Here is a 23273-nt window from a genome sequence, read left to right as displayed (position 1 = left end):
GCATGAGCGCGTCGTTTGCAGGAAACAGGCGCGTAAGGATTGGTCGATCCTATTCGTGCCTCTGTGCCTGGTTTGCCATGATAAGATTAAAGAGCGTTTAAGGTTTTCTTTGCGAACCACTCTTATACAGTAATACTGGAAAATCAAAGGGTTCAAATATATGTTCAAAGCGAATCAGGAAATTATTCTTGTGCTATTCTTAAAGAGATGGTAGTTTTTATCGCTAAATGTGGCAGTCAGTAGTTGCAATCGCTTCCGACAATAGAGTCGCAAGGCGCATTTTTCTTATCCAAAGCCGAAAGGAAAGCTGAATGAAAGCAAAGACGCTCCTGTCGCTTTTCGCACTGCTCCTGAGTTGGATGCCGGCGTCCGCTTTCGCCGAACTGGCCGGCTGGACGCGGGGGAACGTCGCGATCGCCGATGGTCGGGGGATGGGGGGTGCGGGCACCGATCGCCTTTCGGCCGAGACGTTCTCGGGCGCGCCTGTGGCCGGCGTGATGGCCGATCCGTCGATGGAAAGTGAGGGCGTCGGTGCCGATCCGGTCCTGTCCGCTGAGGGATCGACTGTGCCGCAGGCCGCCGACCCCGGCGGCTGGGTGAGAAAATATCCTCCCCAACCACGGGATGTTTCCGCCGGGGCGAGCGACGTTGCCGTGGACGGGGCGGGAAACGTTTACATCACGGGGTGGATCGGGACCGGCGTCCTGACCGTCAAGTACGACAACGCCGGCAAACTCCAGTGGGCGAGAAGGTTCGCGGGGGAAGGGGGCGCGGCGGGTCGCTGCATCGCCGTGGACGCATCGGGGAACGTCTATGTCGCGGGATGCATTGGATCGACTCCCGCAGTCGATATCGTCGCGATCAAGTACAGCCCGGATGGAGTCCATCAATGGGCCAGATACTACAACGGCCCGACGAACCAGGTCGACTGGGCCGCCGCCATGGCGGTGGACGGGTCGGGCAACGTCTATGTCACGGGGGTTGCCGACCAGGTCGCGCCGGGCAACAGTTACGTCGTGACCCTCAAGTACTCCGGGAACGGCGAGCTGTACTGGGCCAGTCGCCACAAGGGATATATAAGCGGTGGTGATGCAAGCCGTCGCAGCATGGCGTTGGACGCGGCGGGGAACGTGTACGTGGTGGCCGGACATACCTTGGGTGAAAATCCCTCCTTTTTTCTTCTCAAATACGGCACCGACGGCCGGCTCCGGTGGAAGAGACGTTACGGCGGCGTGCCTGAAATCAAGTGGTGCGTTGGTTTTGCCGTGGCCGTGGACGACGCGGGAAATGCCTATGTATGCGGACTGACCGTCAGATGGGACGACGAAACCAAGTATCTCATTCACAAGTATCGTGCCAACGGCACAAGGCAATGGGAGAGGACACCTCGTTTTGAACCGTGCACCGGCACTTGTTGGGCCTCCATTGCCGTCGACGGTTCCGGGAATGTCTATGTTGTCGATATTTCGAGGGGGAATGACTTACTCTGTGGCTTCTCGACTTCGAAATACGATTCGAACGGCGACAGGCAATGGAAAAGACGGATTCACGAATCTACCGAAGACCACAGTACCAGTGACTGGCCTGCCATTGCCGTTGACGGGCCGGGGGCTGTGTACGTCACTGGAGGATTGAGCGGGCAGAGCATCGGGAGCGACATTGCGGCTGCAAAATACGATGCGGACGGCCACCTTCAATGGTCCAAACGATACGACGGGACGGGAAGACACGATACTCCCAGCGGAATTGCTTTCGACGCGGCCGGAAATGCCTTTGTGACGGGAATATCCTACCGAACTGACGCCATTTTCGAAGCCGTGACCATCAAGATCCCCACGGATGGGGGCAACTGAGACGATCCGTTGCGGGGTTTCGCATCACGATCGATCGGGACGCGCGTTGCGGATGCTGCTGTTTCAAATCTCAAGTGGGAGAAGGAGATAGGCAAATGAAGCCGCAAAATCTCTGTACGGTTGTGGTCCTGAGCCTGTGCTGGCTCCTGGTGTTCCCGGGCATGTCGTTGGGCGACGATGCGCCTGTGGCCGGCGTGATGGCCGATCCGTCGATGGAAAGTGAGGGCGTCGGTGCCGATCCGGTCCTGTCCGCTGAGGGGTCGACTGTGCCGCAGGCCGCCGACCCCGGCGGCTGGGTGAGAAAATATCCTCCCCAACCACGGGATGTTTCCGCCGGGGCGAGCGACGTTGCCGTGGACGGGGCGGGAAACGTTCATATCACGGGAATAATGGAGACCGGTATCCTGACCGTCAAGTACGACAATGCCGGCAAGCTGCGGTGGGCGAGAAGAATCGGGAGGGAAAAAGGGGCTGCAAGCTCCTGCATTACCGTTGACGGTTCGGGGAACGTCTATGTCGCGGGGAAAATCAAATCGTCCTCCGGGTTTTCCGATTTCATCACGATCAAGTACAACTCCAGCGGAGTCTATCAATGGTCCAAAACTTTCAGGGGGCCGGCCGACCGCGACGGCTACGCCATGGCCGTTGCCGTTGACGGTTCGGGAAACGTCTACGTGGCGGGTTGTTCCACAAATGCCGATCCGATTCCTTTTTTCGCGGATCTGGTGGTCATTAAGTACGCGCCCGACGGCAAGCGCCAATGGGTCAGGCGTCACAAGAACGGATACCTGGTCCGCGGCTGCCGCTGCATGGCATTGGACGGGGCGGGGAACGTTTACGTCACGGCTTCGACGACGGATGGCGACGACGGGATTCTGACGGTGAAATACGACAAGACCGGCGAGTTGCGGTGGGAGACCCTGTACAAGGGGTATGGCAGTTGTGCCATTGCCGTGGACAGGGCGGGAAATGCCCATGTTGTCGGCGCATCCCAGGGCACGGCAAACGACCGGTACGCCGTTCTCAAGTACGATGCCGGCGGAAATCTGCAATGGAGCGAAACGTTTCCATATGGACCAGCCTCGTTTTATTGGGCCGATATAGCCCTTGACGGTTCCGGGGGCGTTTATGTTTCCGGCATTGCGAAGGGAAGCGATTCCTGCTACGGCTATTTGACCTGGAAATACGATTCGAACGGTGTCCGTCAATGGACCAGGCGGTATCGAGGCGTTTCCGAGAATGACATCTCTTCTCCCGCCATGGCGGTTGACGGATCGGGGAGCGTGCATGTCACGGGAGGGCTGGCAGGAAAGAACTCCTCGCTCGATTTCGCGACCGTGAAATACGACACCGACGGCATCAGGCAGTGGACCAGGCGATACAACGGGACGGGAAACCTGGACGATCGTGCCACTTCCATCGCTCTCGACGCGGCCGGAAATGCCTTTGTGACGGGAATATCCTACCGAACTGACGCCATTTTCGAAGCCGTGACCATCAAGATCCCGGCGACCACCGGCCGGGCGGCGGGCAAATAGCGCGGAGGCGGAACGTTCCCGGAGTCGTTGGTACCGGCGGGAAACGAGTCCCTGCCGCGGCGGGGGTGTGGCCCGAATACCCCGCTGCGGCGATGAAATCGCCCGGCAAGGGGGCTTCCCTGCCCCGAGCGTCGACCGGCCGCGTTGGCGGTCGCCGGTCGCAACCAGCCCGGGCGAACCGGCGCGTCCCGGCCCCTTTCCGCGGATCCCCCGCCGATAGATGTCTGTCTTGTCTTGCAGTCCCAATCTTTTTACAATACTAACCTGCATGAGGAGGAACTGCCGGGAGGAAGTAACACCCGGCACTCCTGCGCCCGGTCGCATGGTCGACGGGAGAGCGATGTTACCGGTGGGGTGAAATGTGTTGTCATGCGCCGCGTGAGGACCTGTCATTATAAAGTGCTGGGCATCTCGATCCGCGCAAGCGCGGAAGAGATCAGGAAGGCCTTCCGGTCGTTGGCTCTGCGCTGGCATCCGGACCGCAATCCATCGGAACCGGACGCGGCCGACCGGTTCCGGGAAATTCTGAACGCTTACGAAACACTCATCGACCCGGGCATGCGCGGGCGCTACGACCGTGCGCGCGGATATGAGAAGCGCAAGAGATCGGGTTCCGGCCGTTCGTTCCAGACCGATGACGACGGCGGTTCTTCGTTCAATGACGTTTTCCACGAGTTTTTCGGAATCAGTCACCGGCGCGTGCGCGAGAGACGGGGAACCGACCTGCGGTTCGACCTGCAGCTTCCGAAGACCGTGGCCGCCGAAGGGACGTTCGAAGAGATCACTTACTCGCGCATGGTATTTTGCCGGGACTGCGTCGGCAAGGGGCGGAAGAAACCGGTGCGCACCTGTGAGCGGTGCCATGGCCTGGGGGAGTTGGAAGACCCCCATACCGTCCGGGTTTGGATTCCCCCGGGCAGCAAGGAGGGTACCCGCTTGCGCGTCCAGGGCGGCGGGGACTGTCTCTCCCCGGGAATTCCGCCGGGGGACCTGGTCATTCTTCTGCACATCGTCGACGGTCAATGAGCGGACAGCGGGGGGCCGCACGGCTTCGTTCGGCGGATGCGGGCACGGACGGGATTCTACCTCTTGTGAGAAGAAGGGTCCGGGCCGAAACGTTTATACGATTCGTTGTGAACCCTTGGTTCATGGGGGGCTCGGCAATGACGCTCATGAGGTTCACGATTCGTTGTGAGCCCCGGAGCATGGATTTCCGCGAAGATGACGAAAAGGATTCCCCCGGGTCGGAGTCTTCGCGCAGGCTGTTTATCAAGGACGTGAAACGGTTGAATCGGCACGACCGGGTTCCGCGACGACCGTTTCCAGGGAAGAAATGGAAGGCGCCATGACCGAACCAGGCAAGGAAATGACCCACCTCGATGCGCGGGGACGGCTGCGCATGGTGGATGTGAGCGGGAAGGAGCGGACGGCAAGAGAGGCGAGGGCCGAGGCGACGGTCGAGGTCTCTCCGGAGACGCTCACGCGCATCAGCGAAGGCACCATCGCCAAGGGGAACGTCTACGAGGCCGCGAGAATTGCGGGGATCATGGCGGCCAAGCGCACCTGGGAGCTGATACCCCTGTGCCACCCTCTGCAGGTCACCGGGGTCGAGATCGAGTTTTCCGCGGATCCGGCAAGAAACGAGATCCGGATTCTGTCCCGGGTAAAAACCCTGGACCGGACCGGGGTGGAGATGGAAGCCCTGGTTGCCGCCGCCCACGCCGGCCTGACCATTTACGACATGTGCAAAGCCGTCGATCGGGGCATTGTGATCCGGGACATCCGGCTGCTCTATAAAAGCGGAGGCAAAAGCGGCACATTCGAGCGGGCTTGAGACGAATTTCGCTTTACTCTTCGGCGCGAGTATGATAGCGAAAATCGTTTAAATATATCATGAAGAGAGGCAGGTATGGATAAGGAGACTCAAGCCAAGTTCAAAGAAATCCTACTGGCACGACTTGACGAACTTTACGTTGAAGCTGAAAGAACCGTCGCCGGCATGACCGATACGGAGGAGACGTTTCCTGATCCAACGGACCGCGCCACGCTCGAGTCGGACAGGAACTTCATGCTGAGGATCAGGGACCGCGAGCGCAAGCTGATCCTGAAAATCCGTGAAGCTCTCCAGCGCATTGAAGACGGATCGTTCGGCCTCTGCGAAATGTGCGGCGACGACATCGGCATCGAGCGATTGAACGCTCGCCCTGTCACCACTCTGTGCATCGACTGCAAGAGGAAACAGGAAGCGAACGAGAAGGCGAGAGGCACCTAAGCCGCGCCAGTCGTACGGAAAGCATCAGTCGTCTTGGAGTGATCCTTCCACCCGGGTGACGTCACCCGCCCAGATGGATTGTTTCCTGCCCTCCCGGGTGAGGAGGACCAGGGCGCCTTCGGGGGTAAACCCGAGTGCCCTGCCTTCGATTTCTTCCTTGCCGCACAGAACGGAAACGTTCTTTCCCAGAATGTCCGAGAATTCCTCAAGTTCGGGGAGAATAGCCCCGAAGCCTTCATCGAGAAACCGGTCGTACTCCATTTCGAAACGCTCCAGAAAAGACTTCATCAGCTCCTGCCGCCGGATGGGCCGGCCCAGCTCGACGGCCACCGATGTGGCCGGGTAGCGGAACGGCCCCGCAAGCTCCTCTTGCGTATGGTTCACGTTGATCCCGATGCCGATCACCAGAAAACGGGTCTGCTCCTGGTCGGACTGCATTTCGGTGAGAATCCCGGCCACTTTCTTGTGACGGACGAGAACGTCGTTGGGCCACTTGATGGAGGACGGGAGGCGGAACGTCGAGTGGAGCGTCTTGGCGAGGGCGAGCGCGGCGATGTACACGGACTGTGAAGCTTCGCGCACGGGCAGCGGGGTCCTCAGAAGGATGGTCATGTAGATGCCTCGCCGGGGCGAGGAAAGCCAGTCCCGGCGCAACCGGCCGCGTCCCCTGGTCTGTTCTTCGGCCGAAACCACCGTGCCGTGGGGCGCTCCCTCCAAAGCCAGTTGCAAGGCGACGTCGTTGGTCGAACCGACGGTCGCCAAGTAGTGGTAGTTCCCGGCCAGCCACGATGTGCGGAGGTCGTGGGCAACCTCCTCCGGAATGAGCGTGTCCGGAACTTCGACCAGCTTGTATCCTTCGCGCGGATGACTGACGATTCCGTACCCGAGGGACTTCAGATTGCGTATGTGCTTCCAGATTCCCGTTCGGCTCAAGCCAAGGCGGTCGGCAAGCATCGTTCCCGAGACATAAGCGCCGGGGTTCTTGCGCAGCTCCCTCAGAACCTGGCGGGAAGTGGCTTCCGGTGCATCCATCGATGGTGCGTCCTTTCCGGCTGAAATCGGGCGATGGTTTCACTCCGGGCAATCAACCCGGTTTCAGTACATGCAGGCCGCTGCCGAGAGCAGCAGGACCTCCACGATCTCGTTGAGCGCCCCCAGGGCGTCCCCGGTCATGCCGCCCAGCCACCGGCGGCACAACAGCCTGAACGCCGGGACGGTCCCGGCTGCCAGCACAAGGGCGCAAAGCCCGAACACCGGTTGGACGAGGAATGCGGAAACGGCGGTGAGCCCCAGGGCCGTCAGAAGATGGCGCCGGGCGATGTGTTCGAGGAACGGCTTGCCCAGGCCGCCTTCCTTCCTGGCGTAAGGGCTCCGATAGGCCGCCAGGACCATCGCAAGGCGGCTCACCACGGGCACCAGCAGCAGCGGAAGGAAAGACCCCGCGCGGATGACGGCATCCAGAGCGGCCACCTTGAAGGCGACGGCCAGGGCGATCGCCAGCGCCCCGAAGGCCCCGGTGCGGCTGTCTTTCATGATCTCCAGGCGACGTTCCGGGTCGTACCCCCCTCCCACGCCGTCGGCCAGGTCGGCCAACCCGTCCAGGTGCAGAGCGCGGGTGAGAACGGCTGTCAGGGCGGTGATCGCCACCGCCAAAAGAAGCGACGGCACGACCCCGGAGAGCACGCGGGCCGGAAGGGCGTAGCAGAATCCAAGGATCAACCCGACCAGCGGGAAAAAGGAGAAGCTCTCCGCCAACTCTTGCGGAGTAAGTGTTCGCGGCGAAGTGAAGGGCAAGCGGAAGAGGGTCAGGAAGGACAGCGCCGTTCCAAAATGGCTCCACATGGAAGCTCTATCCTTTCAAGGGAAGCGGAATCCCCGCAACCACCAGGGTGACCGCGGCGCATTCGGCGGCAACGCGTTGATTCGCCAGCCCGGCCAGGTCTCTGAACCGCCTCGCGAGCGGGTTGTCGGGGACGATTCCGAAACCCACTTCATTGGCGACCAGAACCAGAGGATAGTTCGCTCCCCTGAGGAATTCGCACAGTTCCTCGATGCTCTGCTCGGATGCTTCCTGCGAGCTCCCGAGGATGAGGTTCGTCAGCCAGAGCGTGAGGCAATCGACCAGGACGGGCCGGTTCCGTTCACGAAGGAGCTTCAGGGTCGCCGTGAGATCGCAGGGACATTCGATCGTCTCCCAGGCGGGACCTCTCCGCTCCCGGTGCTTTCCGACCCTTTCGCTCATCTCGGCATCGAGAACCCGGGCCGTGGCCACGTAAACATAGGGCGAGGCGAACCCGGCAATCTGGCTCTCGGCGTAGAAGCTCTTCCCGCTGCGAGCGCCGCCGAGGACGAGATGCGGGCTTGGCCGGAGGGAATGAGCGTTCATGCGGGTTCGGCTCCCGGTGGAACATGACGGGCGAGGTGCTCGACCACCAGCTTATCCACCAGGTGAGGCAACGGTTCGCGTCCCGCGCCCACCACCGTCAGCGGCTCCTGGGTCAGGGGCAGAATGAGCTTGTGCGCCTTTGACGCCCCCACGGCGTTGACCATGGCCGGAGTCACTTCCCCCATCATGGAATGGGCCAGAAGGATGGAGACCGCGCCCACGATCACGTCCACCCGGCCGGCGCAATGGCAGACGGCATTTTCCCCGGTCGCTCCCCGGTTCGCCCTGGCCTTCATCATCTGGGAAGTGGCGATCGCGTTGGTTCCCAGCGCCCAGACCTCCACCCTTTCGCCATACACTTCTTTGATTCGCTTGATGACGGTGGCGCCGATTCCGCCTCCCTGGCCGTCGATTACGGCAATCCGGATCAAAGGAAATCCCTCCTGAATCGGTCACTGTGAGTTCAGTCCCAGGCGATCGAGCAGTGCCTGAAACTCTTGCTCCGAACGGAACGACAGGGTGATGCTGCCGCGCTCTCCTTTCCGTTTCAGCCGGACCTTGACGCCCAGACGGTCCTGGAGTGCCCTGCTCAGCCCCGCAAGGCCGGGGTCTTCGGCTTCCTTCGGAGGAGGCGGGGCCTGGCCCCGGGCAGCCAACTGCTCCGTCTCCCGCACGGAGAGGCCGCGCGAAATGATCAGGCCGCACAATCTTCGTTGCGCCTCCGCGTCGGGGAGGCTCAAGAGCGCTCGGGCGTGCCCCATGGTGATTGCGTCGTTGAGGACCTTCTCCTGGATGTCCCCGGGAAGCTGGAGGATTCTGAGCAGGTTCGCGACCGTGGAACGGTCCCTTCCCACCCGGTCGGCGATGTCCTGCTGGGTGAGATGGAATTCCTCCTGGAGCTTCCGGATGGCAAGCGCCTCTTCGATGCAATTGAGGTCCTTGCGCTGTATGTTCTCGATCAGGGCAAACTCCAGGGCCTCCGAGGAAGTGGCCTCGCGCAGCAGCACCGGCACCTCGCCGAGCCCCGCCAGGCCCGCGGCCCTCCAGCGGCGCTCGCCGGCAATGATCTGGTAGCGGTCCCTGTCCGCGGTCCGGGTCACCAGGATCGGCTGCAGGATGCCCTTGGATCGCACGGACTCGACCAGTTCGTCCAGTTCCCCGTCCCGGATGTTCTGCCGGGGCTGGTACGGGTTCGGCTGGAGCCGGTCGATGGGACAGTAAAAAAGCTGAATGTCGGTCCCTTTCAGCCAGTTCGCGGGGGAGAGGAGTTCGTTGAGCCCGCGGCCCAGGCCGCGCTTTTTCTCAGCCATGGTTCAGTGCCCTCCCTCGTTGAGGATTTCATCGGCCAGTTCCAGGTAGGCCTTCGCCCCCGGACAACCGGCATCGTAGAGCAGCGCGGGCAGCCCGAAACTCGGAGATTCGCTCAACCGGACGTTGCGGGGGATGAAAGTACGGAACATGCGGAATCGGAAGTGCTTGCGAATCTCGTTGGCCACCTGGTGCGCCAGGTTGTTGCGCCGGTCGAACATGGTGAGCACGACCCCTTCGATCCGCAGATCGGGGTTGAAGCGCAGCTTGATTCGATGAAAGGTGTCGAGGAGCAGGGTCAGCCCTTCCATGGCGTAGTATTCGCACTGCAGCGGGATGAGCAGACTGTGAGCTGCGGTCAGCGCATTGATGGTCAGAAGCCCCAGGGACGGAGGGCAATCGAGCAGCACGTAGTCGTAATCGTCGCTGATGGAGGCCAGCCGTCGGCCCAGAAGGTGTTCGGCACGATCGACGGAGACGATTTCCCATTCCGCCGCGCTCAGCTCCGGATGCGCCGGGAGCAGGGCAAGATCGAGTGAGGGAGCCAGGGGGTGTCGAATGGGAGCCGGGCTGGAATTTCCCACCAGAAACGAGTAGAACGAAGGGGCGCCGGGTTCCAGTCGGACTCCCAGGCCGCTCGATGCGTTTCCCTGGGGATCGCAGTCGACGAGCAGGACCTTCTGCCCTTTCCCGGCAAGGCTCGCCGCGGTATTGACGGCGGTGGTGGTTTTTCCCACTCCCCCCTTCTGATTGGCAATGGCGATGATCCTGGACATGAACCTCCTCGTGGGACCCAATCCTCGAGCCGGGCCGTCATGCACGAAACGCTGCCCCTGTCCGCACTTTCCACGCAAATCGCCGGGTCATCCAGGGCACTCGCCGCCGGTACCGCTCCCGCGCGGCATGCCGCTCACCCTGATTCGCGCGGGACCCTGATCCCCCAGGCTCTGAAGAATTCGTGGTAGCGCAGAATATGCAACTCCCCTTCCCCGGTCCTCACCTTGAAATAGCTCAATGGAAACCGGGTCGAATCCAGACGGCCTTCATACCACCGGTCAAGGATCTCCGCAACTTCATAACGGCGGCCCCGCCACACGAAAGCAACCGGCTCCTGTGCCCCCTTGTATTCGTCGCGGGTGTATACCTTGACCTTTTCAAATTCCATGCGCTCAGGGTCCGTCCCGGCCGGCTGTTTTTTGTCTTCGATCGGGCAAAAAACTTATACAATGATGGTAACTCAAAGCCAAACATTTCTGCTATGATTATAATGAGACCCGTCCGGAAGTCCGGCTGTGCCGGGTTTCCGGGCATTCAGCCCGCAGCGGTTCTCTGAAAATCGCGGCGGCATTGCGGCCCCCTTTCGCCGGTCGTTCAATCTCTACCGGCGTCGGCCGGATGCGGGCAGGGAGGAACCCATGCGCAGAGCATTGCTGGTGATCGACATGCTGAACGATTTCATGGATCCCGCAGGGGCCCTCTACTGCGGGGATGAGGCCCGGCGAATCATCCCCGTTGTGAAGGCGCTCATCACCCGTTTCGTCGCCGAAAATCAGCCGGTCATCTACCTGCGGGACGCTCACGCCGAGGACGACAGGGAATTCAAGCTGTTTGCGCGGCACGCCGTCAAGGACAGCTGGGGCTCGCGGATCATTCCGGAACTGCAGCCCACGGCGGAAGCCCTGGTGGTGGACAAGGCCAGGTTCTCGGGCTTCTACGGGAACCGGCTTGCCGAGATCCTCGAAGCCGCCCGCACGGAGGAAGTATGGATATCCGGCGTGTGCACTTCCATTTGCGTCATGGATACGGCGGGCGATTCGAGGAACCGGGACTACGCCGTGGTGATCCCGGTTGACGCCGTGGCCGACTTTGATCCTCAGGCGCATGAAATGGCGCTGAAGCGCATGCTCCGGGTATACGGCGCGAAGCTCGCCACCGCCCGGGAACTCCTCGGAGGTGAGGCTCCGTCGGCACCCTCCTCAACGAAAGGCTATACATGAACCTCTGGAACAGATACGCTCCCGAATTGGTCACCGATCTCTACGAGCTCACCATGGCCGCGAGCTACTACCGGGAAAGCATGTTCGGAGAGGCGACGTTCAGCCTGTTCGTCAGGGACTACCCGTCTCACCGGGCGTATTTTATCGCGGCCGGGATCGAACACCTGCTCGAATCGGTGGCTCAATTCCGGTTCAGCGAGTCCTCCCTGGAATACATTGCCTCCACGGGGAAATTCGCCTCCGATTTCATCGATTACCTCGGGCGGTTCCGTTTTACGGGCTCGATCCGCGCCCTTTCGGAGGGGCGTATCTTCTTTTGCAATGAACCGATCCTGGAGGTGACCGCCCCGATCATCGAGGGACAGATCATCGAGACGCTGGTGCTCAACGTCATCCAACTGGAGACCATGATCGCCGGTAAGGCCGCGCGTTGCGTCCACGCCGCGGGAGGAAGAGGTCTGATCGATTTTTCCCTGCGCCGTACGCAGGGCGTGGATGCCGGCGTGAAAGCCGCCCGGGCGAGCTACCTGGTCGGTTTCGAGGGAACGAGCAATCTGCTGGCCGGGCAGATCTACGGGATTCCGGTGTTCGGGACGATGGCGCATTCCTACGTCACGAGCTTTCACAGCGAAATGGATTCCTTCCTGGCCTTTGCCCGGGCTTTTCCGGACAACACCGTGCTGCTCATCGATACCTACGACACGCTGAGCGGGGCGGCGAAAGCGGTCGAGATCGCGCGCATGCTGCGGGCGCAGGGCCGGGAGCTCAAGGGCGTGAGGCTGGACAGCGGAGACCTCGTGAGCTTGAGCAAAGGCGTCAGGAAGATCCTTGACGAGGCCGGCTTTCCGGATGTGAAGATCATGGCCAGCGGCAGCCTCGACGAGTACGGGCTCAAGGAACTGCTCGATGCGGGGGCGCAGATCGACACGTTCGCCGTGGGGACCAAGATGGGCGTCTCCGCCGACTCCCCGTACCTCGACATCGCCTACAAACTGGTCGAATACGACCACCGACCGGTGCTGAAGCTGAGCAGCGGGAAGAAAACCTGGGTGGGAAGAAAGCAGATCTATCGCCGTTATGACGACCGGGGCATGATGTGCGAGGATCTGCTGACCCTCGCGTCGGACGATCGGGCAACCGGCGAGCCGCTCCTCGAGGTCCTGGTGGAAGATGGGCGACCCGCGCGGGCCCCGGAGTCCGTCGAGACGATCCGGTCCAGGTTCCGCCGGGAATGGGAAACGCTGCCGTTGCCTCTGCGTGAAATCATTCCGACGGAGCGCTATGTCGTCCGCATCAGTCCTGCATTGATGGCCATGGACGAGCAGGTCACCGACCGGGTCATGATTGAAGAGGTGCGTCAGCCTTCCATACGCCAAAGATAGAGCCGCCGGGGAGCGGACATGCCCGGGAGCTCGTAGGACCGCGTTTCCGCGGGGGCCGGATACGCGTGCGTCCGCCGGTTCTCAAGGGCTGTTTCCGTACCGCTTCCCGCCCACGAGGCAAAGACCCCTCCCGGTCGCAATACCCGCGGGGCCAGCCGGGTGAGATGCCCGGGTTCAACCCTCACGGCGCGCATGATCACCGCCGTGAAGCGCTCGTCTTCTTCCGTGAACCAGCCCTCCGGCTCCTCCCACCTGCCGTGCAGAACGTGAATCCCCGGCAACGAAAGGCCTGCCAGGAGCACCTTCAGAAAACTCACCTTCTTGCGGTTGGATTCCAGGAGATACATCTGCGTCTCCGGGTGCAGAATTTTCAGGGGAACCCCCGGAAAACCTGCCCCGGTGCCGACATCGAGCGTCTTCCCGGTGAGCGGGAGCCAGCGGGCGGGCAGGAGCGAATCAAGAAGGTGAGCGGTGAGGATCCGGTCGAATTCGGTGATGCGGGTCAGGTTGGACCTGAGGTTCCATTCCAGCATCAGCCGAACGTGTTCGAACAGCATCTCCGCCTGCTGGGGGGACACGGCAATGCCGTGACCGTTCAGGAATGCTCTCAGCGTCTGCGGTGATGGTGTCTCTCGCATCGAGGATCAACCCGCCTTCCGTGGGAAACACTCGCGGGGCCGATGCCCTGCGTCGGGATCGATGCCGTTCGTGGAAAGTGGAATCATGCGGTCTCGGAGCCGGTTTCTATCGTTCAAGGGTGCCCGGGGAGAATGCCCATTTGCGAGAGCATCCCATCGACCCGAGGGTTTGTTGCTTCGTCGCGAGTCTACGGCGCATGGAAATTTGTGAAAAGTGTAGGTTTGATAATCATATAAAAGGCACCTCCCTCCATAGCAGGGAAAGATGCTATCCTGTTATGGCGCTAAAGCTGACGACTTTAAACGGGGAGGTGCCCTATGGGATTGTATGCGGGGATAGACCTACATGCAAGCAGCAATTATCTGGCAATTGTCGACGAAAGCGGGAAGAGGACTCTGAGGTGCAAGCTCCCCAATGACGGGGAGGAGGTGGTGTCGGCACTTGAGCCTTATCGGGATCAAATGATGGGCGTGGCGGTGGAGTCGACCTTCAACTGGTACTGGCTTGTGGACACGCTCAATGAAAGCGGCCTGAGAGTGCATCTGGCCAACCCCGCAGCCATCCAAAAGTACTCGGGGCTCAAGCATTGCGATGACAAGTACGATGCATTCTGGCTGGCCGAGATGCTGCGACTCGGGATACTGCCCGAGGGGTACATCTACCCGAAAGAGGAAAGACCCTTACGGGATCTGCTAAGGAAGAGAGGGCACCTGGTCAAGCTCAGAACCTCGCTCATCCTGAGCTTGCAGAACATAGTGGCCAGAAACCGCGGTTTGCGGGTAAATGCAAATGAGGTCAAGAGGCTTAAGAAGAACCGCATCCCCCCGTTGCTCGAAGAAAACGAGGATCTGGCCATGGCCGGCAGGGTCAGCAAGGAGACCATTGATTTTCTCACCCGGATGATCCGGGATATCGAGATTGCGGTTGCCAGGAAGACGAGCCTTAAAGATTCCTACCGGAATCTTCTTACAATCCCTGGAATCGGAAGGATTCTGGCGCTGACCATCATGCTGGAGACCGGGCCGATCGGCCGCTTCCCCAAGGTGGGCAATTATGTCTCCTATTGCCGTAAAGTCGGTTCCAGATGGACCAGCAATGAGAAAGCAAAGGGAAAGGGCAACAAGAAGAACGGCAACAAGTATCTGGCTTGGGCCTTCTCGGAAGCCGCCGAATTGGCAAGACGATTTGATCCGGAATGCAGAAGCTATTACAATCGCAAGATGCATCGGAGCAACTTCCTGGTGGCCCACCAGGCCCTTGCCCACAAACTGGCCAGGGCGGCTTATTATCTCATGAAGGACAACGTTGTTTTCATGCCTGAAAAGCTATTCGGGCGATCACCCCCGGCACAGGAGCCGGGCAGAGCGCATGTGCCATGTCGGGAAAGGGGCACGCGTTAAACAATCGGCTGGGACGGCAAACCTGCAATGGGGTTGGCAAAACCACGAGGTTTGATTGGAAAGCCGTTCCACCCGGCCCGATAAAGTCATTGACATCTTTGCCGCCCATGCCGTGAGCCACTAAGGGGTGGTTAACAACCATGAGGTTTGAAAAATCGTTTGGACATGGCATGGAACCGAAGATTTTCTGGTCCGCCTCGGGCGGAAAGGGTCGAGAACACAGGAATTCTTTCCGAAACGACCCTAATCCTGATGGGTGACTGGTGCGGCAGAAACTGACCGCGAAAACCCAAGGAAACTGCGGGAGCTGCGAGGATGTAGGTGACGATTGCACATAGCAGGAAAACAGTGAGCGAAACGCGATCCGCCCCGGGAGGCAAACTCGGCCTGGATCGTTTTTCGCAAAAAGGTGTCTTCCTTGCGTTGGGGGAGGTTTTTTCTCTTGACCCCAGCCTTTTAAATGGGTGACCCCGTATTTTTTCACTTCCCGATGCAAAAATCGGAGAAAATTCGATCCAGCAGCGCATCGTCGCCGTTCCAGCCCAGCACCGAGTCCAGTTCATTGCGCGCGGTCCGGAGCTCCGTGCTCGCCAGTTCCCAGAAGCCCCCCCCGGAGATGAGGTCTCTCGCGCGGATCATTGCCTGAAGGGCTTTTTCGATGCAGCCCCGTTGCCTCAAATTTGGAACGATCGCCGAGCCCGACTGTTCAAGCGGAAGACGCAGGAAGCGCTGATTCAGAAAATCCCGGAGCCGCTCGACGTCCGGCGGGCGCAGTGCGGAAATGGCCATGATCGGCACGTTTTCTCCGTATCGCTCCCGGATTTTCCCGGTTGAGATCGCCGGCGGGAGATCTTCCTTGTTCAAAACGATGACGAAGGGCCGCGAAGCCACCGCTTCAACCACCGCGTCATCCTCCGCCGACAGGGGGCGGCTTCGATCCATGACGCACAAGACGATATCCGCTTCCTCCAGCGACTGAATCGTCCTGGCGATGCCGAAGGATTCAATTTCGTCGGGATCGTGCCGGAGCCCCGCGGTGTCAAGCACCCTGACGAGAATTCCGGAAAGCAGGAAGGTGTCTTCCACCACGTCGCGGGTCGTTCCCGGAAACGGGGTCACGATGGCTCTGTCCCTGCCGACCAGAGCGTTGAGGAGGGAAGACTTGCCGACGTTGGGCTTGCCCGCGAGCACCAGGCTCACCCCTTCCCGAAGCGCCCGGCTGCGCTCGGCGGACTCGAGAGCTGCGGACAGCGCGGGGATGAGCTCCCCGTCCAGCCGTGTCACGAAACGAGCCCGATCCGACACGGCGCATAGCGCATCCTCGTCGAGGTCGTCCTCGAAGTCGATCGTGGCTTCAATGCGCGACTGCAACTCGAGAAGCCCTTCCCTCCACGACCGGACCTTTTCTCCCAAAGCCCCCCGCAAGAGTCTGTTGGCGAGCAGCAGCCCCTGCTCCGACCGGGAACGGATCACCTCGATGACCGCTTCGGCCTGGGACAGATCGATGCGGCCGTTGAGGAACGCGCGCCGGGTGAACTCCCCGGGGTCGGCCAGGCGCGCACCCTCCCTCAGAACCAGTTCGAGGATACGGTTCAGTACCGCGAATCCGCTATGGCAGTTGATCTCGACTACATCTTCCCGGGTGTAGGTGTGCGGTGCGGCCATGGTGCCGACCAGGACCTCGTCGAGGGATTGGCCGGTGACGGGATCCTTGATCCAGCCGTGATAGAGCCGGTGGGATTCGAGCCCGGAGCCGGACCCGGAGCGCATGAACAGCCTGCGGGCGATGGCCGTCGCTTCCGGTCCGCTGATCTTGATGATCCCGATGCCCCCTTCACCGACGGGAGTGGCAATGGCGCATATCGTATCGTGCGTGCCTTTCAATTCCACCATATAAAATCGGGACCAATCAAAACAACCGCGCCACTGAAGCAGGCGCCCGTCTATTGCTGACCGGTGTCGTCGGCAATCGTTCTGGAGGGTTTCCGGCCTTTCTTGACCGGATAGATGACCACCCTGCGCAACGTCCCTTCACCCTTGCTCTTGGTGCGGACTTCCTGGTCTTCCTTCAGGGCGAGGTGAATGATCCGCCGGTCCTGGGCGTTCATGGGACCGGTCGTGAGCGGGCGGTGAGACTTCTTGACTTTTTCACTCAGTTGCTGGGCCAGTTCGGTGAGGCTTCCTTCCCGCTTGGTCCGGTAGTTCTCCGTGTCCACGATCACGGAATAGTTTTCCCCGATTTCCTTCTGAAGGATCTTGGACACGAGGTACTGGAGGGCGTTCAGAGTCTTGCCGCGCTTGCCGATCAGCAAGCCGGAGCCGTTGCTGATGATGTTCAGGTAGAAATGGTCATCCCTTGATTCCCACTCGATCACCGTGGGCAGGTCAACATGCCGCAGAATATTGGAGAGAATCTCCTTGGCCCGTTCCGCCGCCGCCTCGACGGCGGGAACCTTGGTGGTCACCCTGATTCTTGCCTTCCTTGTGCCGACAATACCGAAGATACCCGAAGAACCTTTCGAAAGGATCTCGATATCGAGCTTTTCGCGAGGCAATCTGAGCTTTTCACACGCCGCGGCGATGGCCTCCTCGACGGATTTTTCCTCGAATTCAAGGACTGACATGATTTCCTCCGTTCAATCTCCGAACCGATCCGACTCTAGGTGCATGCAAGGGGGGGAGACGACGGTCATGCATGGCGATTGACCCAGTATTGCTGCGCAATCGAGAGAACATTATTCACAAGCCAGTATAACACAAGACCAGAGGGAAAGTTGACAAAGAAAACCGTGAACATGACCGGCATGATCATCATGATCTGGTCCTGCCTGGGATCTCCGGCGGACGGGGTCATTTTCTGCTGGATGAACATGGTGATTCCCATGAGCAGCGTCAGTACCGGAAGGCCTCCAAGGTACGGTATGTCGAAACCGATGGGCAGGCGGTCCGGCGCGGTGAGGTCGTCGATCCAGAGCATGAACGGTTCGTGCCGGAGCTCGACGGCCCCGTTGAGCATTCTGTACAAGGCGAAAAACACCGGGATTTGGAGAAGCATGGGCAGGCAACCGCCCATGGGATTGACTTTGTAGGTGCGATAAAGGCCCATCAGCTCCTGGTTCATCTTCTCTCGGTCGCCCTTGTACTTTTCGCGGATCTGGGTCATCTTCGGCTGGATCTTCTTCATCTTCTGCATGGACTGGTAGCTTTTCTGAGTGAGCGGCCAGAAGAGAATCTTGATGACGATCGTCAGCAAAATGATGGCCACTCCCCAGTTGTGCGTGTACCGGTAGAACCAGTCCAGGACGTACACCAGCGGCTTGGCGATGAAGGTGAACCAGCCGTAGTCGACCGCGCTTGCGAGCTGGTGTTCCGCGCGGGCAAGGGTGCTGAGCTCCTTGGGGCCGATGTAGAAACGCAGTTTGAAGGACTTCGTTTCGTTGCCCTCGAGCTGGAACGGATCCGTGAGGTACACGAGCTGAAGGAGCCCCTTGGTCGCGTCGAGAATGCGCGGCACGAACTGGTATCCGCCTTCCGCCACCGGAATGATGGCGTTGATGAAAAAGTTGTTCTCGTAGGCCACCCAGGTCATGGGCGGCTTCAGGACCAGGTCCGACTTGGAAAGATCCTTGGTCGTGAAGTTCTTCAGCGATCCTTTCTCGAGGGTCGTCAACTGTGATGGGTTGTAAGAGCTCTCTTCTTCGGGCGGGCTGAAAGGCAGAAAGTAGAAACTGATGCCCATCTGATCGACCAGCCGTTCGGAGGAGAGGTTCCCGATCTGCACCTCCAGGTCGAGGAGGTACGATTCGGGCGAGCAGGTGAAGGACTTGGTGACCCGCACCTTGCCGGGCACTTCGGTGGAGAAGGAGAGCACCCTCGGTTTCTTGTCCTCGAGAACGGTTTTCGGACCGGCCTCACTGAAGAACGGCCGCGTGGACAGCTGCCAGTCTTGGTGGTGGAGGAGATCTATGGCCATGGGCAGGTAGCCGCCGGTCTGGGACGTCACCATCTGCATGGGGGGCGAGTCCGGCTGGACCGCCTTGCGGTGCTTCTTCAGCTCGAAAGAGCTCAAGCGCGCGCCGGGGGCGATGATATTCATCCGGTACAGGGGATCCTCTATGGCCCAGGACTGGAACTGCTGATCGGGCCGAAACACGTGATCCTGGGGCAGGGCCTGCGGCGTCGCGGCCTGGGGCGGCACGGTTTGAGGGGTTGCCGGCTGAGTGGTCGTCGGTGCCGCCTGCTCGGTCTTATTGGGGGGAGGTGCGGGCATGCGGAAAAGACCGAAGTACATCTCCCAGAAAACGAGTACCAACAGAGAGAGAACCAAAGCGATCAAGGCCCTTTTTTCCATTCGGGAATTCTCCGTGTTATCGGGACGGGTGGTTGTTCGCGGACGGCCTCGGGACCGGGTCGTAGCCGCCGGCATGGAACGGGTGGCATCGCAGAAGCCGCTTCCCTCCAAGGAACAGGCCCCTCCAAATGCCGTAGCGCTCGATGGCTTCATAAGCATATTGGGAACATGTCGGCAGGAACCTGCAACGGGGGCCTTTGAGGGGTGATAGAACGATTTGGTAGAAACGGATCAAGCCCAGAAAAATCGATCGGATCATCGAATCCGGCCATCCTTGTGCAAAAAGATTGCGAGGAGTTCCTTCGTCACGTCCAGCGAAGAAAGCTTCTCCGCTCCGGGCCGGGCAACCACCACGATGTCCCGGTACGGAGCGGGAATGCGCGTCTTGTTGAGGCGAAACCATTCACGAATGCGTCTTTTGATGCGATTTCTGCCCACGGCGTTCCAGTAACGTTTCTGTACGACCAGCCCGAGGCGGTGGTGAGGAAGATCGTTGGCCGCGAAGTTCACGCCGAAATGGGCCGTGCGAACCCTGCGGCCGGATCGCTTCACTCGCTGGTAATCATCGGAGGCCCTGAGCTTTTCGTGCGGCCGGAAACGACTGGAGCCCCTCAAGATGCTTCCTCACCCTAATCGTTTTTCCGAATGAGTATTGCCCCGGGGGAATGCTAAACCGACAGGCGTTTACGGCCCCTGGCCCGGCGCCTCCTCACGATTTCGCGGCCGGCCCTGGTCGACATCCTTTCGAGAAAGCCGTGAGTGCGTTTTCTTTTGACATTGCTGGGCTGAAAAGTTTTCTTGCTCATAAAAAAATCCTTTGCCAATCCTCGACGGAGGACGATCCTTGTTGTACACGTGCAAAATGCGGCGCCCGGCCATGCCTTCCGGAAACATCCGGTGGCGGTTTCGAGCCCTCAAGGACGCGCTTGAACGCAAAAGTAAATGAATAATGCAATACTTTTGCTTTTGTCAAGAACCAAAAGGGCGCCGGGGGACGTCGATGTTCCCGCATCCCATGGGAGGATCGGGCGACCGGGCTCCTGCGGGCGGCATGAAAGCCTTTGGCATGGCGGAACCGCTCGATCATGAAAAGCGGGATGCTTTCGGGCGGTCGTTGGTGATGGGCGGCTGGGAAAAGCCTCGGGACATCCTTTCCTTCTTTCTCGCGAACCCACCGTGGGCAATAGGCCTGCGGCGAAGCATGAAAGCCGTCGTCATTGCTGATCCGGGCGGCCGGCCCTTCCCGAACCCTGCGATTCCGGAAATCTCACAGGGTGAGTGCACCTCGATTGGCCGGTTCGCTCTTAATGATTGAAGATAATGCGATCACGTGCTATGAGATGGAACCTTTGATCGAATTTTCACTCGAAAGGAGAAGGGGCGCCAATGTTTGTGAACCGTATACTGGGCTGGTTTTCCAACGATCTGGCCATAGACCTCGGAACGGCCAATACCCTCGTGTATGTGCGAGGGAAGGGGATTGTGCTCACGGAACCCTCGGTGGTTGCAGTTCGAAAGGACGAAAGAGGCGCCAATCGCGTGGTGGCTGTCGGAAAAGATGCCAAGATGATGCTCGGAAAGACTCCTGGAAATATCGTCGCCATCAGGCCCATGAAAGACGGAGTCATTGCGGACTTCGAAGTCGCCGAGGCGATGCTCAGATATTTTATTAGAAAAGTGCACAATCGTCGCAACCTGGTCAGGCCCCGGATCATCGTCTGCATTCCTTCCGGAGTGACCCAGGTGGAGAAACGGGCCGTCAGGGAGTCGGCGGAATCGGCGGGGGCCCGGGACGTCTACCTGATCGAGGAACCCATGGCGGCGGCCATCGGCGCCGGACTGCCGATCACCGAACCGGTGTGCAACATGGTCGTGGACATCGGCGGCGGCACCACCGAGGTCGCCGTGATCTCCCTGGCCGGAATCGTCTACAGCCGCTCCGTGCGGGTGGGCGGGGACAAGATGGACCTGGCCATCCTCCAGCACATCAAGCGCAAGTACAACCTCTTGATCGGGGAACGCACCGCGGAGATCATCAAGACGACCATCGGCAACGCTTACCCGCTCGGCCAGACCGAGACCATGACCATCAAAGGGCGGGACCTGGTCAGCGGTATCCCCAAGACGGTTGAAATCAATTCCGACGAGGTTCGTGAATCTGTCCAGGAGCAGATCGATTCCATCCTGGAAACCATAAAAATCGCGCTCGAGCAGACTCCCCCCGAACTGGCCGCAGACATCGTGGACCGGGGGATCGTTCTGACGGGGGGCGGTGCTCTGCTCAAGAACCTGGATCATTTGTTGAGACTGGAGACCGGTCTCCCGATCATCATCAGCGAGGATCCCCTTTCCACGGTCGTGCTGGGTTCCGGCAAGGCCCTGGAGGAAATCGACGTTCTCAAGGACGTTTTTGCCTAGAACCGGCTGATCCGGCGGTTTTTCGTACAGCCTGAAACACACTCTCGCATCGTTCCGGTACAACGTGGCCGGTTCAGGCATCGTGTGCATCCCGCGGGCGCTTACTGTTTGCTGAGGCCTTGGCATCATGACCGAGTGGTTGCGCCGGTTGCGAGGCGCATTATTGATTCTTGTGTTTCTGAGTGTCTTCCTCTACATTTTCTCTCTGAACTTTCGCCCGCCCGAGAAAATGGACGTTCTGCAGCGCTTTGTGGTTGAGACGCTCGTTCCGCCTATAAAATCCGTGGGCAGGATCGCTTCCTTCTTCGAAGATCTGGTCAAGGAATATGTGTGGCTGAGGAATCTTCGTTCCGAAAACGCGCTCCTGCGACGGCAGTTGGCCGCCACCGAACAGAAACTGACCGACTACCAGGAAGCCTACATCGAAAACCTTCGCCTCAGGCGCCTGCTCGATTTCAAGAGCAGCATCCATGTCGACACCGTTGCCGCGAGGGTGGCCCTGCACGATCTGACCGGATGGTTTCAGACCGTGATGGTGGACAAGGGTTTCAGGGACAGGATCACGTCCGACATGCCCGTGGTGAATGATGAAGGCGTTGTCGGTCGCATACTGGACGTGTCGGACAGGTATTCGCGCATATTGCTCATCACGGACCCGGGAAGCTCGGTGGATGCGGTCATTCAGCGCAACCGGGTACGGGGGGTTTTGAGCGGGAAGGATGCCAACAGCTGCATCCTGAAATACGTGCGCGGCAATGTGGACGTGCAGGTGGGGGACCTGATCATCACGTCGGGCAAGGACGGGGTTTACCCGAAGGGGCTCCGCCTGGGCGTTGTCCAGGGAATTTTCAAGGATCCCGTGGACTTGTTTCAGAAAATCGAGGTCAAGCCGCTGGTGCGCCTGAATGCGCTCGAGGAAGTACTGATCATGAAGCGCGAGGCGAATGCACCTGACGACGTCATGGGCAATTGAGGCCGCGCGGGGAGGTCCGCATTCCCGAAGATGATCGGAGCGCGTTGCGCGCTCGGTGCGGCTTCGGCTGCGCGGCGCTCCGGTCGGACGCGGGCCTTTTTGCCGGTGGAACCGATGGGGAAAACGACCGGCGCTTTCCCCCGCATCGCCAGGGGATTCTCCGTGAAAACCGGGGCGTGTGCGTGCCGGATTATCGTATAACCGGAAAGAGATCGATCCCGCAATGAATGCTCCCGTGCGTTCCAGAAACAGCATCCAGTATGTTTACATCCTCGAGATGTTCATCTACACGTTGTTCCTGCTGCTCCTCCAGGCCGGCTTCTTTGCGCGGCTGCCCTACCCCGCGCTGCGGGCGGATGTTCTCCTGCCGCTGATGTTCGGTGTGGCGGCGGAATGGCCGCCGGTGCCGAGCCTGCTCTGGGCGTGCTTTTGGGGTTTTGCGGTGGACGTGCTCTCGGGAGGGTTCTGGGGTCTGCACGTGGGCTCATACGCAGTGGCCATCTGCATGGTCAATATCGCGGCGGACAGAATCGGTTTCGAAAATCCGATCTACCAGATGTCCATGGCGGGATTATGCGCTCTGGGACAGTCGGCGGCGCTGGGGCTGTACATGTCTTTCGAACCGCTCACCTTCCTTGCCTCGGCCTCGGTTTGGACAAGCCTGTTGATTCGCTCGGCGCTGATGACCGTATTGACGCCGTTTGTGATTTACCCCGTATGGAGCCTCAAGAAGATGCTGCGTTGAGCCCGGGGAGG

At 60.0% G+C, this 23273-nt stretch carries 26 protein-coding genes; 12 read left to right on the top strand and 14 right to left on the bottom strand.

Translation table 11 applies throughout. The features are described from left to right. The first annotated feature begins 311 nt into the window (after positions 1-311). The 5 genes from SFUM_RS13565 to dksA all read left to right on the top strand — a co-directional run bounded on the left by SFUM_RS13565 (position 312) and on the right by dksA (position 5663). The gene (locus tag SFUM_RS13565; RefSeq protein ID WP_011699460.1) at positions 312-1853 is read left to right on the top strand and encodes an SBBP repeat-containing protein; all 1542 of its coding nucleotides are present in this window, start codon (positions 312-314) and stop codon (positions 1851-1853) included. A gap of 95 nt (positions 1854-1948) precedes the next feature. Continuing rightward, positions 1949-3391, top strand: coding sequence for an NHL repeat-containing protein (locus SFUM_RS13560; RefSeq protein ID WP_011699459.1), 1443 nt, complete (start codon positions 1949-1951; stop codon positions 3389-3391). A gap of 369 nt (positions 3392-3760) precedes the next feature. Then, positions 3761-4417: a DnaJ domain-containing protein gene (locus SFUM_RS13555; RefSeq protein WP_011699458.1), complete on the top strand. Its 657-nt coding sequence runs from the start codon at positions 3761-3763 to the stop codon at positions 4415-4417. 307 nt (positions 4418-4724) lie between these two features. After that, a complete protein-coding gene (moaC, locus tag SFUM_RS13545; protein WP_011699457.1) occupies positions 4725-5225 on the top strand; it encodes a cyclic pyranopterin monophosphate synthase MoaC in 501 nt (166 codons plus the stop codon). Between the two features lie 75 nt (positions 5226-5300). Continuing rightward, positions 5301-5663, top strand: a complete 363-nt coding sequence (dksA, locus tag SFUM_RS13540) for an RNA polymerase-binding protein DksA (protein ID WP_011699456.1) — start codon at positions 5301-5303, stop codon at positions 5661-5663. A 24-nt stretch (positions 5664-5687) separates the two neighbouring features. On the opposite strand, the gene SFUM_RS13535 is transcribed toward dksA, so the two are convergent. The 7 genes from SFUM_RS13535 to SFUM_RS13505 all read right to left on the bottom strand — a co-directional run bounded on the left by SFUM_RS13535 (position 5688) and on the right by SFUM_RS13505 (position 10522). Further along, positions 5688-6695: a biotin--[acetyl-CoA-carboxylase] ligase gene (locus tag SFUM_RS13535; RefSeq protein WP_011699455.1), complete on the bottom strand. Its 1008-nt coding sequence runs from the start codon at positions 6693-6695 to the stop codon at positions 5688-5690. Positions 6696-6758: 63 nt separating this feature from the next. After that, positions 6759-7505, bottom strand: a complete 747-nt coding sequence (cobS, locus tag SFUM_RS13530; RefSeq protein ID WP_011699454.1) for an adenosylcobinamide-GDP ribazoletransferase — start codon at positions 7503-7505, stop codon at positions 6759-6761. Positions 7506-7512: 7 nt separating this feature from the next. Further along, positions 7513-8049 (bottom strand): bifunctional adenosylcobinamide kinase/adenosylcobinamide-phosphate guanylyltransferase, encoded by a 537-nt coding sequence (gene cobU, locus SFUM_RS13525; protein WP_011699453.1) that lies wholly within the window; start codon positions 8047-8049, stop codon positions 7513-7515. Beyond that, positions 8046-8480, bottom strand: a complete 435-nt coding sequence (locus SFUM_RS13520) for a DUF3842 family protein (protein WP_011699452.1) — start codon at positions 8478-8480, stop codon at positions 8046-8048. Before SFUM_RS13520 ends, cobU begins: the two co-directional genes overlap by 4 nt. A gap of 21 nt (positions 8481-8501) precedes the next feature. Next, a complete protein-coding gene (locus SFUM_RS13515) occupies positions 8502-9359 on the bottom strand; it encodes a ParB/RepB/Spo0J family partition protein (protein ID WP_011699451.1) in 858 nt (285 codons plus the stop codon). Positions 9360-9362: 3 nt separating this feature from the next. Continuing rightward, entirely contained in the window at positions 9363-10133 is a 771-nt protein-coding gene (locus tag SFUM_RS13510) for a ParA family protein (RefSeq protein WP_011699450.1), read from the bottom strand. Between the two features lie 134 nt (positions 10134-10267). After that, positions 10268-10522 carry a DUF6504 family protein gene (locus tag SFUM_RS13505; protein ID WP_011699449.1) on the bottom strand — a complete coding sequence of 85 codons (255 nt, stop codon included), beginning with the start codon at positions 10520-10522 and terminating at the stop codon, positions 10268-10270. Positions 10523-10772: 250 nt separating this feature from the next. Here SFUM_RS13505 and SFUM_RS13500 point away from each other — a divergent pair, with 250 nt between their 5' ends. Further along, entirely contained in the window at positions 10773-11354 is a 582-nt protein-coding gene (locus SFUM_RS13500) for a cysteine hydrolase family protein (protein WP_011699448.1), read from the top strand. Next, the gene (locus SFUM_RS13495) at positions 11351-12736 is read left to right on the top strand and encodes a nicotinate phosphoribosyltransferase (protein WP_011699447.1); all 1386 of its coding nucleotides are present in this window, start codon (positions 11351-11353) and stop codon (positions 12734-12736) included. Before SFUM_RS13500 ends, SFUM_RS13495 begins: the two co-directional genes overlap by 4 nt. Here the strand turns inward: SFUM_RS13495 and rsmG are convergent. Beyond that, positions 12712-13374, bottom strand: coding sequence for a 16S rRNA (guanine(527)-N(7))-methyltransferase RsmG (rsmG, locus tag SFUM_RS21870; protein WP_011699446.1), 663 nt, complete (start codon positions 13372-13374; stop codon positions 12712-12714). The genes SFUM_RS13495 and rsmG overlap by 25 nt on opposite strands. A gap of 318 nt (positions 13375-13692) precedes the next feature. Here rsmG and SFUM_RS13485 point away from each other — a divergent pair, with 318 nt between their 5' ends. Then, positions 13693-14775: an IS110 family RNA-guided transposase gene (locus SFUM_RS13485; protein WP_011697153.1), complete on the top strand. Its 1083-nt coding sequence runs from the start codon at positions 13693-13695 to the stop codon at positions 14773-14775. A 480-nt stretch (positions 14776-15255) separates the two neighbouring features. On the opposite strand, the gene mnmE is transcribed toward SFUM_RS13485, so the two are convergent. The 6 genes from mnmE to rpmH all read right to left on the bottom strand — a co-directional run bounded on the left by mnmE (position 15256) and on the right by rpmH (position 19932). Beyond that, the gene (mnmE, locus tag SFUM_RS13480) at positions 15256-16668 is read right to left on the bottom strand and encodes a tRNA uridine-5-carboxymethylaminomethyl(34) synthesis GTPase MnmE (RefSeq protein WP_011699445.1); all 1413 of its coding nucleotides are present in this window, start codon (positions 16666-16668) and stop codon (positions 15256-15258) included. A gap of 50 nt (positions 16669-16718) precedes the next feature. Then, positions 16719-17399: an RNA-binding cell elongation regulator Jag/EloR gene (gene jag, locus SFUM_RS13475; protein ID WP_011699444.1), complete on the bottom strand. Its 681-nt coding sequence runs from the start codon at positions 17397-17399 to the stop codon at positions 16719-16721. 65 nt (positions 17400-17464) lie between these two features. After that, a complete protein-coding gene (gene yidC, locus SFUM_RS13470) occupies positions 17465-19126 on the bottom strand; it encodes a membrane protein insertase YidC (protein WP_011699443.1) in 1662 nt (553 codons plus the stop codon). A 16-nt stretch (positions 19127-19142) separates the two neighbouring features. After that, a complete protein-coding gene (gene yidD, locus SFUM_RS13465; protein ID WP_011699442.1) occupies positions 19143-19385 on the bottom strand; it encodes a membrane protein insertion efficiency factor YidD in 243 nt (80 codons plus the stop codon). Further along, the gene (gene rnpA, locus SFUM_RS13460; protein ID WP_011699441.1) at positions 19382-19741 is read right to left on the bottom strand and encodes a ribonuclease P protein component; all 360 of its coding nucleotides are present in this window, start codon (positions 19739-19741) and stop codon (positions 19382-19384) included. The genes yidD and rnpA overlap by 4 nt, the downstream gene beginning before the upstream one ends. Positions 19742-19794: 53 nt before the next feature. Beyond that, positions 19795-19932, bottom strand: a complete 138-nt coding sequence (rpmH, locus tag SFUM_RS13455) for a 50S ribosomal protein L34 (RefSeq protein ID WP_011699440.1) — start codon at positions 19930-19932, stop codon at positions 19795-19797. Between the two features lie 194 nt (positions 19933-20126). On the opposite strand from rpmH, the gene SFUM_RS13450 reads away from it, so the two are divergent. The 4 genes from SFUM_RS13450 (at position 20127) to SFUM_RS13435 (ending at position 23262) form a co-directional block, all read left to right on the top strand. After that, the gene (locus tag SFUM_RS13450) at positions 20127-20441 is read left to right on the top strand and encodes a hypothetical protein (protein WP_041440543.1); all 315 of its coding nucleotides are present in this window, start codon (positions 20127-20129) and stop codon (positions 20439-20441) included. A gap of 71 nt (positions 20442-20512) precedes the next feature. Continuing rightward, positions 20513-21544, top strand: coding sequence for a rod shape-determining protein (locus SFUM_RS13445; RefSeq protein WP_011699438.1), 1032 nt, complete (start codon positions 20513-20515; stop codon positions 21542-21544). A gap of 127 nt (positions 21545-21671) precedes the next feature. Continuing rightward, a complete protein-coding gene (gene mreC / locus SFUM_RS13440) occupies positions 21672-22517 on the top strand; it encodes a rod shape-determining protein MreC (RefSeq protein WP_011699437.1) in 846 nt (281 codons plus the stop codon). A 223-nt stretch (positions 22518-22740) separates the two neighbouring features. Then, positions 22741-23262, top strand: a complete 522-nt coding sequence (locus SFUM_RS13435; protein WP_011699436.1) for a hypothetical protein — start codon at positions 22741-22743, stop codon at positions 23260-23262. Positions 23263-23273 lie beyond the last annotated feature (11 nt).

The organism is Syntrophobacter fumaroxidans MPOB (genome assembly GCF_000014965.1).
GTDB classification, from domain to species: Bacteria; Desulfobacterota; Syntrophobacteria; order Syntrophobacterales; family Syntrophobacteraceae; genus Syntrophobacter; species Syntrophobacter fumaroxidans.
The sequence above is the reverse complement of the archived record's forward strand: the minus strand, read 5'-3'. Positions and strand labels throughout refer to the sequence as shown.

Coding starts and splice junctions, on each gene's coding strand:
- SFUM_RS13565 (WP_011699460.1), top strand. CDS start 312: ATGAAAGCAAAGACGCTCCTGTCGCTTTTCGCACTGCTCCTGAGTTGG.
- SFUM_RS13560 (WP_011699459.1), top strand. CDS start 1,949: ATGAAGCCGCAAAATCTCTGTACGGTTGTGGTCCTGAGCCTGTGCTGG.
- SFUM_RS13555 (WP_011699458.1), top strand. CDS start 3,761: ATGCGCCGCGTGAGGACCTGTCATTATAAAGTGCTGGGCATCTCGATC.
- moaC (WP_011699457.1), top strand. CDS start 4,725: ATGGAAGGCGCCATGACCGAACCAGGCAAGGAAATGACCCACCTCGAT.
- dksA (WP_011699456.1), top strand. CDS start 5,301: ATGGATAAGGAGACTCAAGCCAAGTTCAAAGAAATCCTACTGGCACGA.
- SFUM_RS13535 (WP_011699455.1), bottom strand. CDS start 6,695: ATGGATGCACCGGAAGCCACTTCCCGCCAGGTTCTGAGGGAGCTGCGC.
- cobS (WP_011699454.1), bottom strand. CDS start 7,505: ATGTGGAGCCATTTTGGAACGGCGCTGTCCTTCCTGACCCTCTTCCGC.
- cobU (WP_011699453.1), bottom strand. CDS start 8,049: ATGAACGCTCATTCCCTCCGGCCAAGCCCGCATCTCGTCCTCGGCGGC.
- SFUM_RS13515 (WP_011699451.1), bottom strand. CDS start 9,359: ATGGCTGAGAAAAAGCGCGGCCTGGGCCGCGGGCTCAACGAACTCCTC.
- SFUM_RS13510 (WP_011699450.1), bottom strand. CDS start 10,133: ATGTCCAGGATCATCGCCATTGCCAATCAGAAGGGGGGAGTGGGAAAA.
- SFUM_RS13505 (WP_011699449.1), bottom strand. CDS start 10,522: ATGGAATTTGAAAAGGTCAAGGTATACACCCGCGACGAATACAAGGGG.
- SFUM_RS13500 (WP_011699448.1), top strand. CDS start 10,773: ATGCGCAGAGCATTGCTGGTGATCGACATGCTGAACGATTTCATGGAT.
- SFUM_RS13495 (WP_011699447.1), top strand. CDS start 11,351: ATGAACCTCTGGAACAGATACGCTCCCGAATTGGTCACCGATCTCTAC.
- rsmG (WP_011699446.1), bottom strand. CDS start 13,374: ATGCGAGAGACACCATCACCGCAGACGCTGAGAGCATTCCTGAACGGT.
- SFUM_RS13485 (WP_011697153.1), top strand. CDS start 13,693: ATGGGATTGTATGCGGGGATAGACCTACATGCAAGCAGCAATTATCTG.
- mnmE (WP_011699445.1), bottom strand. CDS start 16,668: ATGGTGGAATTGAAAGGCACGCACGATACGATATGCGCCATTGCCACT.
- jag (WP_011699444.1), bottom strand. CDS start 17,399: ATGTCAGTCCTTGAATTCGAGGAAAAATCCGTCGAGGAGGCCATCGCC.
- yidC (WP_011699443.1), bottom strand. CDS start 19,126: ATGGAAAAAAGGGCCTTGATCGCTTTGGTTCTCTCTCTGTTGGTACTC.
- yidD (WP_011699442.1), bottom strand. CDS start 19,385: ATGATCCGATCGATTTTTCTGGGCTTGATCCGTTTCTACCAAATCGTT.
- rpmH (WP_011699440.1), bottom strand. CDS start 19,932: ATGAGCAAGAAAACTTTTCAGCCCAGCAATGTCAAAAGAAAACGCACT.
- SFUM_RS13450 (WP_041440543.1), top strand. CDS start 20,127: ATGTTCCCGCATCCCATGGGAGGATCGGGCGACCGGGCTCCTGCGGGC.
- SFUM_RS13445 (WP_011699438.1), top strand. CDS start 20,513: ATGTTTGTGAACCGTATACTGGGCTGGTTTTCCAACGATCTGGCCATA.
- mreC (WP_011699437.1), top strand. CDS start 21,672: ATGACCGAGTGGTTGCGCCGGTTGCGAGGCGCATTATTGATTCTTGTG.
- SFUM_RS13435 (WP_011699436.1), top strand. CDS start 22,741: ATGAATGCTCCCGTGCGTTCCAGAAACAGCATCCAGTATGTTTACATC.